Annotated in this window: 12 protein-coding genes; 10 read left to right on the forward strand and 2 right to left on the reverse strand. The window is 59.8% G+C overall.

The genetic code is table 11. The features are described 5' to 3' along the window. Positions 1 to 8 precede the first annotated feature (8 nt). The 10 genes from GY33_RS0118530 to mutM all read left to right on the forward strand — a co-directional run bounded on the left by GY33_RS0118530 (position 9) and on the right by mutM (position 13445). On the forward strand, positions 9 to 1289 hold the full coding sequence (locus GY33_RS0118530; protein ID WP_031388756.1) for a (Fe-S)-binding protein: 1281 nt from the start codon (positions 9 to 11) through the stop codon (positions 1287 to 1289). A gap of 181 nt (positions 1290 to 1470) precedes the next feature. Further along, complete coding sequence (pta, locus tag GY33_RS0118535) at positions 1471 to 3579, forward strand: phosphate acetyltransferase (RefSeq protein WP_031388757.1); 2109 nt, start codon at positions 1471 to 1473, stop codon at positions 3577 to 3579. 46 nt (positions 3580 to 3625) lie between these two features. Then, complete coding sequence (locus GY33_RS0118540) at positions 3626 to 4867, forward strand: acetate kinase (RefSeq protein ID WP_031388758.1); 1242 nt, start codon at positions 3626 to 3628, stop codon at positions 4865 to 4867. Further along, entirely contained in the window at positions 4842 to 5474 is a 633-nt protein-coding gene (locus GY33_RS0118545) for a LutC/YkgG family protein (protein ID WP_031388759.1), read from the forward strand. Before GY33_RS0118540 ends, GY33_RS0118545 begins: the two co-directional genes overlap by 26 nt. Then, positions 5474 to 7633: an L-lactate dehydrogenase (quinone) large subunit LdhH gene (gene ldhH / locus GY33_RS0118550; protein WP_031388760.1), complete on the forward strand. Its 2160-nt coding sequence runs from the start codon at positions 5474 to 5476 to the stop codon at positions 7631 to 7633. Before GY33_RS0118545 ends, ldhH begins: the two co-directional genes overlap by 1 nt. Positions 7634 to 7898: 265 nt before the next feature. Next, positions 7899 to 8486 carry a nitroreductase family protein gene (locus GY33_RS0118555; protein WP_031388761.1) on the forward strand — a complete coding sequence of 196 codons (588 nt, stop codon included), beginning with the start codon at positions 7899 to 7901 and terminating at the stop codon, positions 8484 to 8486. Positions 8487 to 8520: 34 nt separating this feature from the next. Continuing rightward, a complete protein-coding gene (locus tag GY33_RS0118560) occupies positions 8521 to 9927 on the forward strand; it encodes an NAD(P)/FAD-dependent oxidoreductase (protein WP_084185380.1) in 1407 nt (468 codons plus the stop codon). Positions 9928 to 10143: 216 nt separating this feature from the next. Next, positions 10144 to 11409 carry a phenylacetate--CoA ligase family protein gene (locus GY33_RS0118565; protein WP_031388763.1) on the forward strand — a complete coding sequence of 422 codons (1266 nt, stop codon included), beginning with the start codon at positions 10144 to 10146 and terminating at the stop codon, positions 11407 to 11409. Beyond that, positions 11400 to 12563 carry a ChaN family lipoprotein gene (locus tag GY33_RS0118570; RefSeq protein ID WP_051822841.1) on the forward strand — a complete coding sequence of 388 codons (1164 nt, stop codon included), beginning with the start codon at positions 11400 to 11402 and terminating at the stop codon, positions 12561 to 12563. The genes GY33_RS0118565 and GY33_RS0118570 overlap by 10 nt, the downstream gene beginning before the upstream one ends. Positions 12564 to 12629: 66 nt before the next feature. Next, on the forward strand, positions 12630 to 13445 hold the full coding sequence (mutM, locus tag GY33_RS0118575; RefSeq protein WP_031388765.1) for a bifunctional DNA-formamidopyrimidine glycosylase/DNA-(apurinic or apyrimidinic site) lyase: 816 nt from the start codon (positions 12630 to 12632) through the stop codon (positions 13443 to 13445). Between the two features lie 578 nt (positions 13446 to 14023). On the opposite strand, the gene GY33_RS0118580 is transcribed toward mutM, so the two are convergent. Together GY33_RS0118580 and GY33_RS0118585 are read right to left on the reverse strand one after the other, a co-directional pair. Beyond that, a complete protein-coding gene (locus GY33_RS0118580; RefSeq protein ID WP_031388766.1) occupies positions 14024 to 14530 on the reverse strand; it encodes a DUF456 domain-containing protein in 507 nt (168 codons plus the stop codon). 2 nt (positions 14531 to 14532) lie between these two features. Continuing rightward, entirely contained in the window at positions 14533 to 15831 is a 1299-nt protein-coding gene (locus GY33_RS0118585; RefSeq protein ID WP_031388767.1) for a phenylacetate--CoA ligase family protein, read from the reverse strand. Positions 15832 to 15850 lie beyond the last annotated feature (19 nt).

The following is a 15850-nucleotide window of genomic DNA, read 5'->3' on the forward strand; positions in this document are numbered from 1 at the left end:
AGGACATCATGGCCGACATCAAAAAACTCGTATCCATGCTTAAGGAGCTGGACGACCTGCTCACCGGCTGCATGCGCTGCGGCATGTGCCAGGCCCAGTGCCCGGTCTTCGCCCAAACCGGCCGGGAGACCGACGTCACTCGCGGCAAATTGGCTTTGCTCTCCGGTCTGTCCGAGGAAATCCTCAAGGACCCGGAAGAGGTCAATGAAAAACTCCAGCGCTGTCTGCTCTGCGGCACCTGCGAGGCCAACTGTCCTTCCGGGGTCAAGGTCACGGACATCTTTCTACGCGCCCGGGCCATTCTCACCGGCTACCTGGGCCTGCCGCCCACTCAGCGACTGATCTTCCGCCGACTGCTGACCAACCCCAAACTGATGAACAACCTGCTTTCCCTGGGATCGTCCTTGCAGGGCCTGTTCACCAAGGATGCGGACAGTGTCATCGGCACGTCCTGCGCCCGGTTCAACGCCCCGCTGATCGCGGACCGGCATTTCAAGAAGCTGGCCTCGAAATCGCTGCATTCCCAAACTCCCCACAAGGATACCCCTTCGGGCAAGTCCGGGCTGCGGGTGGCGTTCTTCCCCGGCTGCGTCACGGACAAGGTTTTCCCCCAGGTCGGCCAGGCCGTGCTGAAAATCATGGAGCACCATCAGGTCGGGGTGTTTATGCCGCCCAATCAGGCCTGCTGCGGCATCCCGGCCCTGTCCAGCGGCGAAACCGAGGTCTTCGACAATCTGGTCCGCCAAAACCTGGACCTGTTCGCCAAAGGCAAATGGGACTACCTGATCACCCCCTGCGCCACCTGCACGGCCACCATTCATGAGCTTTGGCCCAAATACTACGGGGACAAGATGGACGCGGTCCGGGTCAAGGACCTCGCCGACAAGGTCATGGACGTCAGCCAGTTTCTTGCCGACGTCCTGAAGGTCGCCCCGAAAGAGGCCGCAAGCCCGGCCAAGGTGGCCTACCACGACCCCTGTCACCTGCGGAATACGTTGAAGATCACGGCCCAACCGCGCCAGATCCTGGCCGCCGGAGGCAAATACGCCGCTGCCGAGCTGCCCGGAGGCCCATCCTGCTGCGGATCCGGCGGCAGCTTCAACATCAAGCACTACAAGCTGTCCGACGTCATCGGCCGTAAAAAGGCCGAAAGTATCGCCGCCACCGGCGCCAAAATTGCGGCCACCAGCTGTCCGGCCTGCATGCTCCAGATTTCGGACATGCTGTCCAAGTCCGGACATTCGATTCCCGTGAAGCATGTGGTGGAGTTGTACGCGGAAACGTTGTAACGGGTAGGGGTGGATTTGTTCTCATTTCCCAGCGAGTATTCGGATCGGTATCGAAATCGAAATCGTGATCGAAATCGATTTCTGGTTACTTTCCGATTGCGATTGCGATTTCGATTGCGATTTCGATGGGAGAATGGATTCGCCCCTGCCTGACCACCTCAAAACCAAAGGACCCTCGCCCATGGCCAAGAACCTCTACGTCATCAACACGGAGTCCCGCAGCGGCAAATCGGCCATCTGTCTCGGCCTGATGCAGATGCTCATGCGCCATATCCGGCGGGTGGGTTTTTTTCGACCGATCATCAGCGCCCAGGGCAACGGCAAACGGGATCACGACACCAACCTGATCCTGACCCAGTTCCACCTCAACGAAACCTACCAGGACGCTTTCGCCTACACCCTGGAACAGGCCCGGGACCTGATCAATCAAGGCGAACACGCCTTGCTGATGGAGAACATCCTGGCCAAGTACAAGGCCCTGGAAACCCGTTACGACTTCATCCTTTGCGAAGGCTCGGACTTTATCGGCGGTGATTCGGCCTTTGAGTTCGACATCAACGCGGAGATCGCCGCCAACCTCGGCTCTCCGGTGATCCTGGTGGCCAACGGCCAAAACAAGACCCCGAGACAAATCGTGGCCCAGACCCAGATCGCCATCGACACGTTTTCCGAAAAGGGTCTGGACGTCCTGGCCACCATCGTCAATCGGGCCGAGAGCCTGGACAAGGACGAAATCATCGGTGGTCTGCGCTGCAAATACCGGGACCACGAGGAATGCCTGGCTTATGCCATCCCCGAGGTGCCCTCCCTGGGCAAGCCGACCATCAACGACATCCGCAAATGGCTGGACGCCGAAGTGATCGCCGGCGGAGATCTGCTGGACGTTCAGGTGGACGACTACGTGGTGGCCGCCATGCAGGTGAACAACTTTCTGCAGTACGTTTCCAAGAACTCCATGGTCATCACCCCCGGCGACCGGTCGGACATCCTCCTGGGCTGCATCGCCACCCGGCAATCCCAGACCTATCCCGAGGTTGCGGGAATCGTGCTCACCGGCGGCATCAAGCCTCCGGATTCCGTAATGAAGCTCCTGGACGGCTGGACCGGCGTGCCCATGCCCATTCTTTCGGCCAAGGGCCATACCTACAAGATCACCAGGACCCTGATGGAAATGTACGGTCGCATCGAGCCCGAGGACCAGAAGAAGATCGCCACGGCCCTGGGATCTTTCGAGGAGCACGTGGACACCGCGGAACTTTTCCAGCGCCTGGAGACAAAAAAATCCACCAAGGTCACACCGGTGATGTTCGAGTACAGCCTGATCGAGAAAGCCAAGGCCGAACGCCGACACATCGTGCTGCCCGAAGGCGCGTCCACCCGCATTCTCCAGGCCGCGGACATTCTGCTGCGCCGCGGCATCGCTGATCTGACCATCCTCGGCCAACCGGACGCCATTCGGGCCAAGGCCGCTCAGATGGGGCTGTCCCTGGACAAGGCCACGTTCATTGACCCGGGCACGTCGGAATATTTCGAGGAATACTGGAAAGCCTACTACGAGCTGCGCAAAACCAAAGGCATGACCGAGGAAGTGGCCCACGACACCATGGCCGAGGCCACCTATTTCGGGACCATGATGGTTCAAAAAGGACATGCCGACGGGATGGTTTCCGGCTCCATCACCACCACCCAGCAGACCATCCGTCCGGCCTTGCAGTTCATTAAGACCAGGCCGGGCATCTCCCTGGTCTCCTCGGTCTTTTTCATGTGCATGTCCGACCGGGTGCTGGTCTTCGGCGACTGCGCCGTGAACCCCAACCCCTCGGCCCAACAGCTGGCGGAAATCGCTCTAGCCTCCGCGGACACCGCCGTCCAATTTGGTGTTGACCCCAGAATTGCCATGCTCTCCTACTCCACCGGCGAATCCGGTTCGGGCCAGGAAGTGGAAAAGGTCCGGGAAGCCACGGCCATCGCCAAAGAGATGTCTCCGGAACTGCTCATCGAAGGACCAATCCAGTACGACGCGGCCTACGATCCGGACGTAGCCATGACCAAAATGCCCGACTCAAAGGTGGCCGGACGGGCCACGGTGTTCATCTTCCCGGACCTGAACACCGGCAATAACACCTACAAGGCCGTGCAGCGAGCCGCCAACGCCATCGCCATCGGCCCGGTTCTCCAGGGTCTGAACAAACCGGTCAACGACCTCTCCCGCGGCTGCACCGTGCCGGACATCGTCAATACCGTGGCCATCACCGCCATCCAGGCTCAGCACGCGGGAAATAGAAATTAGCGACTTGCCTGAAATACCACGTCAACTTTATTTGAAGGGAAGATTCATGAAGATTCTCATCCTCAACTCCGGCAGTTCCTCGGTCAAATATCAGCTTTTGGACATGACCGAGCAGGCCGTTTTGGCTTCGGGTCTTGTGGAACGCATCGGCGAGGCCACCAGCAAGATCAAACATGTCCGCCGTCCCGGCACGGACCGGGAGCAGGCCTTCAATGAAGCCATGTCCATCCCGGACCACGCCACGGGCCTGGCAAAGCTGGTGGAACTGATCACCGGCAAGGAGACCGGAGTCATCGCCTCGGTTTCGGAAATCCAGGGCATCGGCCACAGAATCGTTCATGGCGGGGAAGACTTCAGCGCTCCGACCCTGGTGGACGAGACCGTGATTGAGGGCATCAAGGCTCAAATCCCCTTGGCACCGTTACACAATCCCGGGGGGCTGGCTGGCATCGAGACCGCGTTGCGGCTGATACCCGGCGTGCCCAACGTGGCCGTGTTCGACACGGCCTTTCACCAGACCATGGCCCCGGAAGCCTACCGTTACGCCATTCCCAAGGAACTTTACACCGAACTGAAGATCCGTCGCTACGGCTTCCACGGCACGTCTCACTTCTATGTGGCCAAGCAGTGTGCCAAAATGCTGGGCAAGCCGCTCCAGGAAACCTCCTGTGTGACCGTACATCTGGGCAACGGCTGCTCCATGGCCGCGATCAAGAACGGCAAGTGCATCGACACCAGCATGGGCCTGACCCCGTTGGCCGGACTGGTGATGGGCACGCGTTCCGGCGACGTGGACCCGGCCCTGCATGCCTTTCTGGCGGACAACAAGGGCTTGACTATTCGCGAAATCGACACGCTGTTGAACAAGGAAAGCGGGCTGAAGGGGATGTGCGGCCATAACGATATGCGCGACATCCACGACCTCATCGCCCAGGGCGACGCAGACGCCCAACTGGCTCTGCGGGTCTTCTGCCGCCGGGTGACCCAGTACATCGGCCAGTACCTGGCCCTGCTGGACGGAGCCGACGCCATCTGCTTTACCGCCGGCATCGGCGAGAACGACTCCGCGGTTCGCCGACTGTCCTGCGCCACCCTTGGAGGGTTGGGCGCGGTACTGGACACCCAGCGTAATGCCGAAGCTCCCCGTGGCCAAGCCATGGAAATCAGCACCGCCAACAGCCTGATCAAAATCTTTATCATCCCCACCAACGAAGAGTTGGAAATCGCCACCCAGACCATGGAAGTCCTGGGAAACAAGGAGGCTGAGCGTGAGTCAGGAAAAAATTGAACTCTTTACTAAAAAGGCCGAAGCCGTCTCCGCGGTGGTCAAGCGGATCGGCAAACTGGACGAAGCCTACGCCTACGCCGTGGACGTCTGCCTGAACAAGGACGCCTGCCAACTGCTGCTCTCCGGCTGCGAAAACGCGATTTCCGACGAAGCCTCGGACCTGTGCGTAGCCAAGGCGGCGGACAAGGTCATGGCCGCGCCCAAGCTGGCCGACGAGCAGTACGCGAAACTGGCCAAGGCAGCGGAAAAAGCCGGAGTAAAGCTCATCGCCGACGGCCTGCGCGGCCATCTGGCCGGGATCGACATCGGATTCGCCGTGGCCGACCTGGGACTGGCCGAGACCGGTTCCCTGGTGCTGGACTCCTCTTCCGAGGATCTGCGGTTGTCCACCATGATCAGCGAGATCAACGTGGTGGTCCTGCCCCTGTCCAAGCTGCGTGCCACCAGCTACGAGGCTGAGGCCGAACTGCTGCCCATGATGCAAAAGGCCCCCAACTACCTGGCCTTCATCACCGGGGCCAGCCGGACCGCGGACATTGAACGGGTGCTGGCCATCGGGGTCCACGGCCCATTGGAACTGCACATCCTGCTCTGGGAGGACGAATAATGCAAACTGCCGTAAAAATAGAAGAATATCTCCAGGAAGTCGAAGAGTCCCTGGGCAACGAGTTCCAGCGCAAGGCCTTGGACACCTTTGCCGTGGCCTATCGCACCGGCCGGGCCAACGCCTTTACCGGAATGGACGTCAAGGGCCTGATCGAGGAGATCGCCCAGGCCAAGGACGACGGCATCCGGCGCATGGACGAGCTGTACCAGCAGTTCAAGCAAAAAGCCGAATCCATGGGCGTCCACGTCCATCTGGCCACGACCGCGGAGGAGGCCAACCGGATCATCGCCCGCATCGCCAAGGACAACGACTGTAAAAAGGTGATCAAGGCCAAGTCCATGACCGCGGAGGAAACCCACCTCAACAACCATCTGGAAGCCGAGGGTCTGAAGGTCGTGGAATCGGACCTGGGGGAATGGATCATCCAGATGCGCGGCGAAGGCCCGTCGCACATGGTCATGCCTGCCATCCACCTCTCCCGCTACCAAGTGGCCGACCTCTTCGCCGGGGTGACCAAGAAGGAACAGAATCCGGACATCCAGAAGCTGGTCAAAGTGGCCCGTCGGGAGCTGCGCAAGGAATACGTGGAAGCGGACATGGGCATCTCCGGAAGCAACTTCGCCGTGGTGGAAACCGGAACCATCGGCCTGGTGACCAACGAGGGCAACGCCCGGCTGGCCACCACCCTGCCTCGGGTGCATGTGGCTCTGGTGGGCCTGGAAAAGCTGACACCCACCCTGCACGACGCCCTGCGCATCCTTCGCGCCCTGCCCCGCAACGCCACCGGCCAGCAGATCACCTCCTACGTGACCTGGATCACCGGTCCCAACGAATGCAAGGGCGCGCCGGACGACAAGAAGGTCATGCACGTGGTCTTCCTGGACAACGGACGCAAGAAGCTGGCCAAGGACAAGGACTTCGCCCAGATCCTGCGCTGCATCCGCTGCGGGGCCTGCGCCAACGTCTGCCCGGTCTACCGCCTGGTTGGCGGCCATAAGTACGGCCACGTCTACATCGGGGCCATCGGCCTGATCATGACCTACTTCTTCCACGGCAAGGACAAGGCCAAGTTTCTGGTCCAGAACTGCGTGAACTGCGGGGCCTGCAAGGAGGTCTGCGCCGCGGGCATCGACCTGCCTCGACTGATCAAGGAAATCCATGCCATGATTCAGGACGAGGATGGCCATCCGGCCCAGTCCAAACTGATGGGCATGGTGCTTAAGAACCGCACCCTGTTCCACACCCTGCTGAAAAACATGCGCTGGGCCCAGAAGCCTTTTGCGGAGCGCGAAGGGCAGTACATCCGACATCTGCCCACGGTGTTCATGAAGGAAAAAGATCAGGATTTCCGCAAGCTGCCCACCATCGCGGACAAGGCCTTCCGGGACGAATGGAAGTCCATCAAACCCGAGGTGCGCAACCCCACGTTGCGGGTGGCCCTGTTCTCGGGCTGCGTCCAGGACTTCGTCTACCCCGAACAGATGAAGGCCGCGGTCAAGATCATCGCCTCCACGGGTACCGTGGAGCTGGACTACCCCATGAAGCAATCCTGCTGCGGCCTGCCGGTGAACATGATGGGCGAGAAGCAGGCGGCCGTGGAAGTGGCTCGGCAGAACGTTCAGGCCATTGATCCGTCCAAATTCGACTACATCATGACCATGTGCGCCTCCTGTGCCTCGCACCTCAAGCACAGCTACCCCAAGCTGCTGGAGAACGATGCCGATCTGGCCCCCAAGGTGGCCCAATTCGCGGACAAGGTCATCGACTTCAGTTCCTTCATCCACGATGTGCTGCAAATCTCGTCCATGAAGTTCAACCGCTCCGGCAAACGCATCGGCTACCACGCCCCTTGCCACCTCTGCCGAGGCCTGGAAGTCCGCGAAGCACCGAGGGAGGCCATCAACATGGCCCACGACTATGTGCCGACCTCCGAGGAGGAAGTCTGCTGCGGCTTCGGCGGTTCCTACTCCATGAAGTTCCCGGCCATCTCCAAGACCCTGCTGGCTAAAAAAATGGCCAACCTGGAAGCGGGCGACATCGCCGCCGTGGCCACGGACTGCCCAGGCTGCGTGATGCAGATCCGGGGCGGAATGAAGGCCGCGGGCAAGGACATCGAGGTCAAACACGTGGCCGAACTGCTGGCCGAACGGCTGCGGTAGGACGTTCCGTCACCCCGTAGGGGCGGGTTTCAAACCCGCCCCTCCAACGGCCGGGAGTGATCCCGGCCTTTTTTTCTTTAAATCTCAAACGGCACGGACCCGGCACGAAACTTGACTCTTTTCCTGCGAGTCAAGCCGTGATATGTTTCTCGTTCACTTCGCTAGTCGAGGTGAACGAGACAATCATCTCAATGGTGAAACGCCACGGCGTATTTCATGAAGCCACCGGGCGCGCCCCGAGAAGGATCGAAAAGGAGTGAAGAGAATGACCCTGCGAGAGCTTGTTTCCAGGACCCGCAGTTTCCGGCGTTTTTACGAGAACCACCCGCTCTCGCTGGAGGCCCTGGAAGATTTGGTGGACATGGCGAGGCTGACGGCCTCGGCGGCCAATTTGCAGCCCTTGCGGTACATGATCAGCGTTGATTCCAGCGTCAACGCCCGGATTTTCCCTCACCTGGCCTGGGCCGCTTATCTCAAGGACTGGGACGGGCCGGAAGAGGGTGAGCGCCCCACGGGATATATCGTCATCCTTGGAGATCAACGATACGCAAAGACCTCGGCCTGGGATCTGGGCATCGCGGCCCAGACCATCCTCCTGGGCGCAACGGAAACGGGTCTGGGCGGATGCATGATCGGCTCCATCAAAAAAGACGCCCTGGCCGCGGCTCTGGAAACGCCCGAAGGCTTTGAAATCCTGATGGTCATTGCCCTGGGACGGCCCAAGGAAAAAATCGTGCTGGAACGCCTCGGCGAGTCCGGCGACATAAAGTACTGGCGAGACGAAAAAGGCGTTCACCACGTTCCCAAGCGCGATCTGGACTCCATTCTATTGCGACGTTTCGAGGACAACTGAACCACCTTTCTCCCAATCATCCCCTGGAGACGTTTTGACCACCTCCTCATCAATCAACTCAGCCGACGTGATCATTATCGGCGGCGGCCCGGCCGGTTTGTTCGCCGCGTACCACTTGGCCGAAAACACGGACCTGAAGATCATCCTGGTGGACAAGGGCCGATCCCCCCTGCGTCGGTCCTGCCCCATCGGTCAAAAGCAAAGTCCGACCTGCCACCATTGCAAGCCCTGCAACATTCTTTCCGGAATCGGCGGGGCCGGTCTGTTTTCCGACGGCAAGCTGAACTTCATCCATATCCTCGGCAAGACGGACCTGACCCAGTTTCTCTCACCGGACCAAGCCAGGGAACTGATTCGCGAAACCGAAACGGTCTTCACCCGGTTCGGTATGGACGGCCCGGTCTACCCCACGGACATGGACAAGGCCCGGGAGATCCGCAAACAAGCCAAAAAAGCCGGAATCGACCTGCTCCTGATCCGCCAAAAGCACCTGGGCAGCGACAAACTGCCCGACCACATCGCGGCCATGGCCGAGCATATCCAACGCAAGGGCGTAATCATCCGCACCAACGAGGATGTTCGGGAAATCCTGGTGGACCAAGGCCGTGTCGGCGGAGTGGTCACCGATCAAGCGACCTTGCAATGTCGGCACGTGGTTCTGGCCCCGGGCCGGGTCGGAGCTGACTGGGCCGGGCGCATCGCCCAGGCCCACGGCATCAACCTGACCCAGCGCGGCATTGAGGTCGGTGTGCGCGTAGAGGTGCATAACGACATTCTCCACGACCTGACCAACGTAATCTACGATCCGACCTTTTTCATCCAGACCCGAAAATACGACGACCAGACCCGGACTTTCTGCACCAACCGCGGCGGATACGTCTCCCTGGAGAACTACCAGAACTTCGTCTGCGTCAACGGCCACGCCTACCTGGACAAGAAGTCCGAAAACAGCAACTTCGCCTTTCTCTCCAAAGTGGTGCTCACCGAACCGGTCACGGACAACCAAGCCTACGGCGAGTCCATCGGCAAGCTGGCCAGTCTGATCGGCGGCGGCAAGCCCATCCTGCAGCGTTTCGGCGACCTCAAGCGCGGACGACGCAGCACCTGGAACCGGATATCCAAGGGTTTCATCCGCCCCACCCTGTCCAACGTCACCTGTGGCGACATCGCTATGGCCCTGCCTGAACGCATCCTGACCAACCTCGTGGAAGGCCTGGAAAAGCTGAACTGCGTCGTTCCGGGCGTGGCCAATGACGAAACTCTGCTCTACGCCCCGGAAATCAAGTTTTTCGCCACCCAGATGGAGACCGATGCCGACCTGCGAACCTCCCTGCCGGGCATGTACGTTGCCGGTGACGGTCCCGGCGTGGCCGGCAACATCGTCTCCGCCGCGGCCACCGGAATGCTGGCAGCCAAGGGGATCATCAAGGATTTAAGCTGACCGCAAGATACCGAACAAACGTGCACCCTACTCATCACCGAAAGGTTGAGGCCGGTTTTCCCAAGGAAAACCGGCCTTTTTGCTTGTCGTGTCCAAAATCAATACCGCCATGAAAACCCCGCGTTTCCGGACTTGATTTTCTCGCGGGCTGTTGGTAATTATCACTGTTTATAGGTTAAGACTGGATAGTCGTGAACAGAAAAAGAGGAACCGGATATGACTCGAAAAGACCGTACTGAAGGCATCTATAGTCGCCGGGAAGTACTGGATGAAAGCGAACGCAGGCAATATTACCAGATCCATCTCAAGGATCTTCTGACCTACGCCTACAGGTACTCCGAGGACGTCAAGAAGCGCTTTGACCGGGCCCAGTTCAGCCCGGACAAGTTCAAGGTGCTCAACGACTTGAAGCACATCCCGATCATCAAGAAAAAGGAATTGATTTTCTTGCAGACCATGGGACCGCGCCTTGGCGGATTGCTGACCAAGGACCTGGGGGAACTGCGCCGGATTTTTCTTTCTCCCGGCCCGATCTTCGACCCCGAGGACCGCGTCGACGACTACTGGGGTTGGACCGAAGGCTTTTATGCCGCCGGATTTCGTCCCGGTGACGTGAACATGATCACCTTCAACTACCACCTCGCCCCCGCCGGGCTGATGTTCGAGGAGCCGCTGCGCAACCTGGGCTGCGCCGTGGTCCCCGCGGGCCCTGGGAACACCAACACCCAGTTGGACATCATGCAGAAGCTGCGAATCACCGGGTACGTCGGTACGCCCAGCTACCTGATGCACCTGGCCCAAAAGGGCGAGGAAGCCGGGCTGAATCTGCGCAAGGATCTCTATCTGGAAGTGGCTTTCGTCACCGGCGAAAAATTCCCGGAAAAACTGCGCAACAACCTGGAAAAGAAGTTCGACATCATCATGCGCCAAGGCTACGGCACCGCGGATGTCGGCTCCATCGGCTACGAATGTTTCCACAAAAACGGGCTGCACGTCTCCAATCGCGTTTTCGCGGAGATTTGCCATCCGGACACCGGGATTCCGCTCAAGGACGGGGAAGTCGGCGAAATCGTGGTCACGGCCTTCAACAAGACCTACCCGCTGATCCGGCTCTCCACCGGAGACCTGTCCTACATCGACCGGGCGCCTTGCCCATGCGGACGCTCTTCGCCCCGGCTGGGCAACATCGTCGGCCGCGTGGACACCACGGCCCGGATCAAAGGCATGTTCGTTTACCCGCATCAGGTCGAACAGGTCATGGCCTCTTTCGAAGAGATCAAGCGCTGGCAGATCGAGGTGACCAACCCCGGGGGCATCGACGAACTGACCCTGTTCATCGAAGCCAGCCAGTTCAAGCGGGAGAACGAACTCTTCCATCAGTTCCGCGAGAAGATCGGCCTGCGACCCGACCTGAAAGTCGTGGCTCCTGGTTCGCTTCCGGCTCAAATCCGTCCCATCGAGGACAAACGTAAGTGGGATTGATCCCCCTTCGGGCGCTGTCGGCGATTCTGGCCCTCCTGACCCTCCTGGGCCTGAACGTCGGCTGCGCCCGCCTTCTCTCTCCCCCCATGCCCGAAACGGCCACGTTGCCGCAGCCCGGGACGCTCTTTCTGGCCGATGGACGTCACGTCGAATCTTCCGAGCTGGCGGCCCTGGTCGCGTCTCACGATTTCATTCTGATCGGCGAGTCCCACGCCAATGCCTGCGATCATCAGTTCCAGACCGAGGCCCTGGGCATTTTGGCCCAATCCGGTCTGCCGCTTGCACTTGGGTTGGAGATGGTTCCCTGGTCCGCCCAGGCGGTCCTGGACGCATTTTACCAGGGAGGCGTAGAGCTGAATGAACTGGAAGAGAAGTTGGGCTGGCAGGACTACTGGGGATACAATTTTGCCTTCTATCGTCCGATCCTGGCTCAGGCCAAGGAATCCGACATTCCGGTTTACGGCCTGAACGTGCCCAAGGCCCTGCTGCATCGGATCCGTGCCGACGGCCTGGACAGCATCCCTTCCGAAGAGCGCGGCCTGCTTCCCCCGGCGCTGATCCCTCCCCCGCCTACTCAGCGGGCCATGATCGAAGAGGAATACCACCGGCACCTGAAATTGATGCCGGACCGGACCATGGAAGCCGGGTTCGACCTGGAACGATTCATGATAATCCAGTCCCTCTGGGATACCCAGATGGCCCATGCCGCGATCCAGCATCGCGAAGCGGATGAAACCATGGTCATCCTGACCGGTGCGGCCCATGTTGAAGACGGTCACGGGATTGCCTATCGACTCGGCCTGCTGGACGAGGCCCCCCGGATACTGTCCCTGATCCCCTGGCGCGGAGGTCCAATCCCGGACCCCACGGCCGGAGATTTCTTTTTCTACTGTCCGGAACCACCGAGACGTCTGGGCATGCTCATCACCTGGGTCGACGATCAGGTGGTCGTCACCGGCGTGATTCCAAACTCCCTGGCCCAGGAAGCCGGGTTGCAGCCCGGAGACGTCCTGCTCGCCGCGGACGAAACTCCCATTACAGCCCTGGAAGTCCTGCACCACGCCGGAGTCCAGGCCAAAACCGATCAACGGCCCCTACTCCTGAGAGTACTCCGAGACGGCGACCAAATTACCATCCCCATCACCTCCCCTTGACGACGTCACCAGCGTTACCACCTTCCGCTTCCTGACTCCTGAATTCTGACTCCTGACATCTGAATCATGCCCGAACTGCCTGAAGTGGAAACCATTGCCCAAGGGCTCCGCCCTCTGCTCACGGGGCGGACCGTCATCGGAGTGCCGCACATCGCCGCGCATCTGGCCAAGGGAGACCGGGACCTGGCCCGGGAAGTCATCGGGCGAACCATCCGCGGCGTCTCCCGCCGGGGCAAATTGTTGTTTCTGGAGTTTCCGGATCAAGACGTGCTGGTGTTTCACCTGCGCATGACCGGAAGGCTGGGTCTCATGCCCGCCGGTCTTGCTCCTGCCCGGCACGTGCATTTGTTGTTGGATCTGGACGACGGGACCACGCTGTATTTTCAGGACCAACGCAAATTCGGAACCTGCGGCCTGTTTGCCGACGAGGAGCTGAAGCGATGGCCCTTTTATCGCAACCTCGGACCGGAACCGCTGGGGTTGGATTTGGAGACCTTCACGAGGCAAATCAGTGGGAAGAAAGGGCGGATCAAGGCATTGCTGTTGGATCAGCGGATCATTGCCGGAATCGGCAACATCTATGCCGATGAAAGCCTTTTCCGAGCGGACATCCATCCGGCGACGCCAGCATATCGGATCGTCCCGGAACGCCTGGCCGGACTCCTAACAAGCATCCAGAGCGTCCTGGAGGAAGCCATCGCCGCAGGAGGCAGTTCCATCCGGGACTACCGCACCGCGGCGGGACTCGTGGGGACGTTTCAAAATACCTTTCAGGTCTATGGGCGTGGGGGGCTGCCCTGCGTACTCTGCGGCACGGCCCTCCAGACCGCCAAGGTCGCCGGTCGGACCACCTGCTTCTGCCCGGATTGCCAAGTGGTGTAAGGGAGTTGACCGGTCTCAACTTGCATGAAGAGCATATTGGCAGCTTATCCAAACTCCCTGAAAGGGAGACATCGTATAGCCGGTGGTTTCAACCACCGGCAAGCGTATTTCATGTGAGCGAGTCCTGAAGGGACGACATTTTTTTATTATTTCGGCATGAAATGTCGTCCCTTCAGGACTTGAAAATGCTGTATACTTCATCCCGGTGGTTGAAACCACCGGCTATACGACAACATCCCTTCGGGATTGCAGAAAATCGTTCCGAGAAACGAACCGAATCAAGACCACTTCCGTAGTTCGGACTTGATAATTATCTAACTACTCAGCACATCCTATGTCCGCTCTTACTCCGGCAATCGGAGTCGGGGTCGGGGTCGCTATCGGAATCGGGATCGGGATCGGAACAGGAAAAAAACTCTGAACGAATCCCAGCATTTTCGATCCCGATACCGATCCCGACTCCGACCCCGGCAACGGCATTGCTCTATGCTGAGTAGTTACATAATTATGAACATGCCGAAGCTTATTCGTGCGTTGAAAAAAAGAAATGTCGCTATAGTGCAAGGCAAGCACAGCGATCAGCCGGGCCAAACCAGATCAAAGCTCAAGACGATCATCCAGATCCCGAGACAGACCTTGACCACCGTGCCGAAAACCTTGTTCCACATCGCGCCCCAGGCAGCCCGTCGCGCGGCCGCCATCGGGTAGCCCTGACCCAACTCGATCAGCAGACTGCCTGCGTAAGCCCCCAGAAAGGAACCGGGAACCGCGCCCAGCCCGAAAAAAAAGGGGGCGCCGAAGACGCCCCCGATAATTGCCCCGACTACGGCCGCCCACGCCCCTTTCCGGCTTCCTCCGAACCGCCGCCCGCCCCACATCTGGGCCGCGAACTCCACGACCTCACCCAGCACGCAAAGCGCGAACAAGGCAGCGAAAAAACCGATCCCGCCCACGAACTCCGGATGAATCCAGCCCCAACCCGCCACGGCGATCAGAATCAGCCAATTGGCCGGCAGACCGAACACGTGCAACACCAGAAGCAGGCCAAGAAACGCCAGAAACAGTCCGGCCAGGATAAACGACATCGTTACTCGGCTTGCCCCCGCAAATCGCACACCCGCTGGGCCTTGCCCTCAGAGCAAGGCAGGCTCCGGGCTTCCACCAGTTCCACCTTGGGCGTGACCAGCAATTCATCACGCAGCAGGCCGGTGATTTTGTTCTGGAGTTTCTTGAGCTCCCGCATGTCTTCCACGAAAAATTCGCTCTTAACTTCCACCTGAACCTTGAACTGATCCAGATAGCCTTGCCGTTCCAACACGATCAGATAATTCTGTCCCACTTCCGGAATGGCCATCAGCACGCGCTCCACCTGCATCGGGAAGATGTTCACGCCCTTGATGATGATCATGTCGTCGCTGCGTCCGACAATCCGGTCAATGCGGCGATGCACCCGGCCGCAGGGACAGTCTCCAGGCAGAAAACGGGTCAGATCTCGGGTACGATAGCGCAGGATCGGCATGCCTTCGCGGGTCAGCGTGGTCAGGATCAGTTCTCCCACCTCCCCTTCCGGGACAGGCTCCAGCGTGACCGGATCGAGAATCTCCGGCAAAAAGGCGTCTTCCCAGATGTGCATCCCGTTTTGCTCCGGACATTCGAAAGCCACACCGGGACCGTTCATCTCGGACAGCCCGTAAGAGTTGTAGGCCTTCACCCCGTACAATTCCTCGATCCGTCGGCGAATCTCCTCGGAATGCGGCTCCGCGCCGATCAGGGCGGTCTTCAGATGCAATCCGCTCGGCTCCACGCCCAGGGACTGAAATACCGTGGCCAGATGCAGGGCGTAGGAAGGAATGATGTGAATCACCGTGACGAGGAAATCCTGAAGCAGCTTGATCTGCCGCTTGCTGTTGCCCGCGCCGGCGGGGATGGTCAGGCATCCCAGGCGCTCCGCGCCGTAATGGATGCCCAGGCCTCCGGTGAACAGGCCGTACCCGCTCATATTTTGAAAGACATCGCCGGGCCGCACCCCGACCATATGGAAGCAGCGGGCCACCAAGTCGGCCCAAGTCTGAATGTCCCCGGCGGTATGAAAAATCACGGTCGCCGCGCCAGTGGTCCCTGAAGAGGCATGCAGCCGGACCATTTCCTCCTTGGGCCGACAAAGCAGCCCGTCCGGATAACTGGACCGCAGGTGCTCCTTGTCGGTCAGAGGGATCCGCGCCAAGTCATCCAGGCCTCGGATCTGGTCGGCCCGGAGGCCGTGCTCCTGAAACAATCCGGCATACAGCGGCGAGCGGGCCGCCGCTTGCGTCACGCTGCGCAGCCTGACGGACTGCAAGCCTTCCAGTTCCTTGCGATCAAGGCCTTCCAGGGGATCGAAAAACACATTGCCTCCTTGTCTTACG

The organism is Desulfonatronum thiodismutans (assembly GCF_000717475.1).
In the GTDB taxonomy this organism is placed as follows: Bacteria; Desulfobacterota; Desulfovibrionia; order Desulfovibrionales; family Desulfonatronaceae; genus Desulfonatronum; species Desulfonatronum thiodismutans.

Coding starts and splice junctions, on each gene's coding strand:
- GY33_RS0118530 (WP_031388756.1), top strand. CDS start 9: ATGGCCGACATCAAAAAACTCGTATCCATGCTTAAGGAGCTGGACGAC.
- pta (WP_031388757.1), top strand. CDS start 1,471: ATGGCCAAGAACCTCTACGTCATCAACACGGAGTCCCGCAGCGGCAAA.
- GY33_RS0118540 (WP_031388758.1), top strand. CDS start 3,626: ATGAAGATTCTCATCCTCAACTCCGGCAGTTCCTCGGTCAAATATCAG.
- ldhH (WP_031388760.1), top strand. CDS start 5,474: ATGCAAACTGCCGTAAAAATAGAAGAATATCTCCAGGAAGTCGAAGAG.
- GY33_RS0118555 (WP_031388761.1), top strand. CDS start 7,899: ATGACCCTGCGAGAGCTTGTTTCCAGGACCCGCAGTTTCCGGCGTTTT.
- GY33_RS0118565 (WP_031388763.1), top strand. CDS start 10,144: ATGACTCGAAAAGACCGTACTGAAGGCATCTATAGTCGCCGGGAAGTA.
- mutM (WP_031388765.1), top strand. CDS start 12,630: ATGCCCGAACTGCCTGAAGTGGAAACCATTGCCCAAGGGCTCCGCCCT.
- GY33_RS0118580 (WP_031388766.1), bottom strand. CDS start 14,530: ATGTCGTTTATCCTGGCCGGACTGTTTCTGGCGTTTCTTGGCCTGCTT.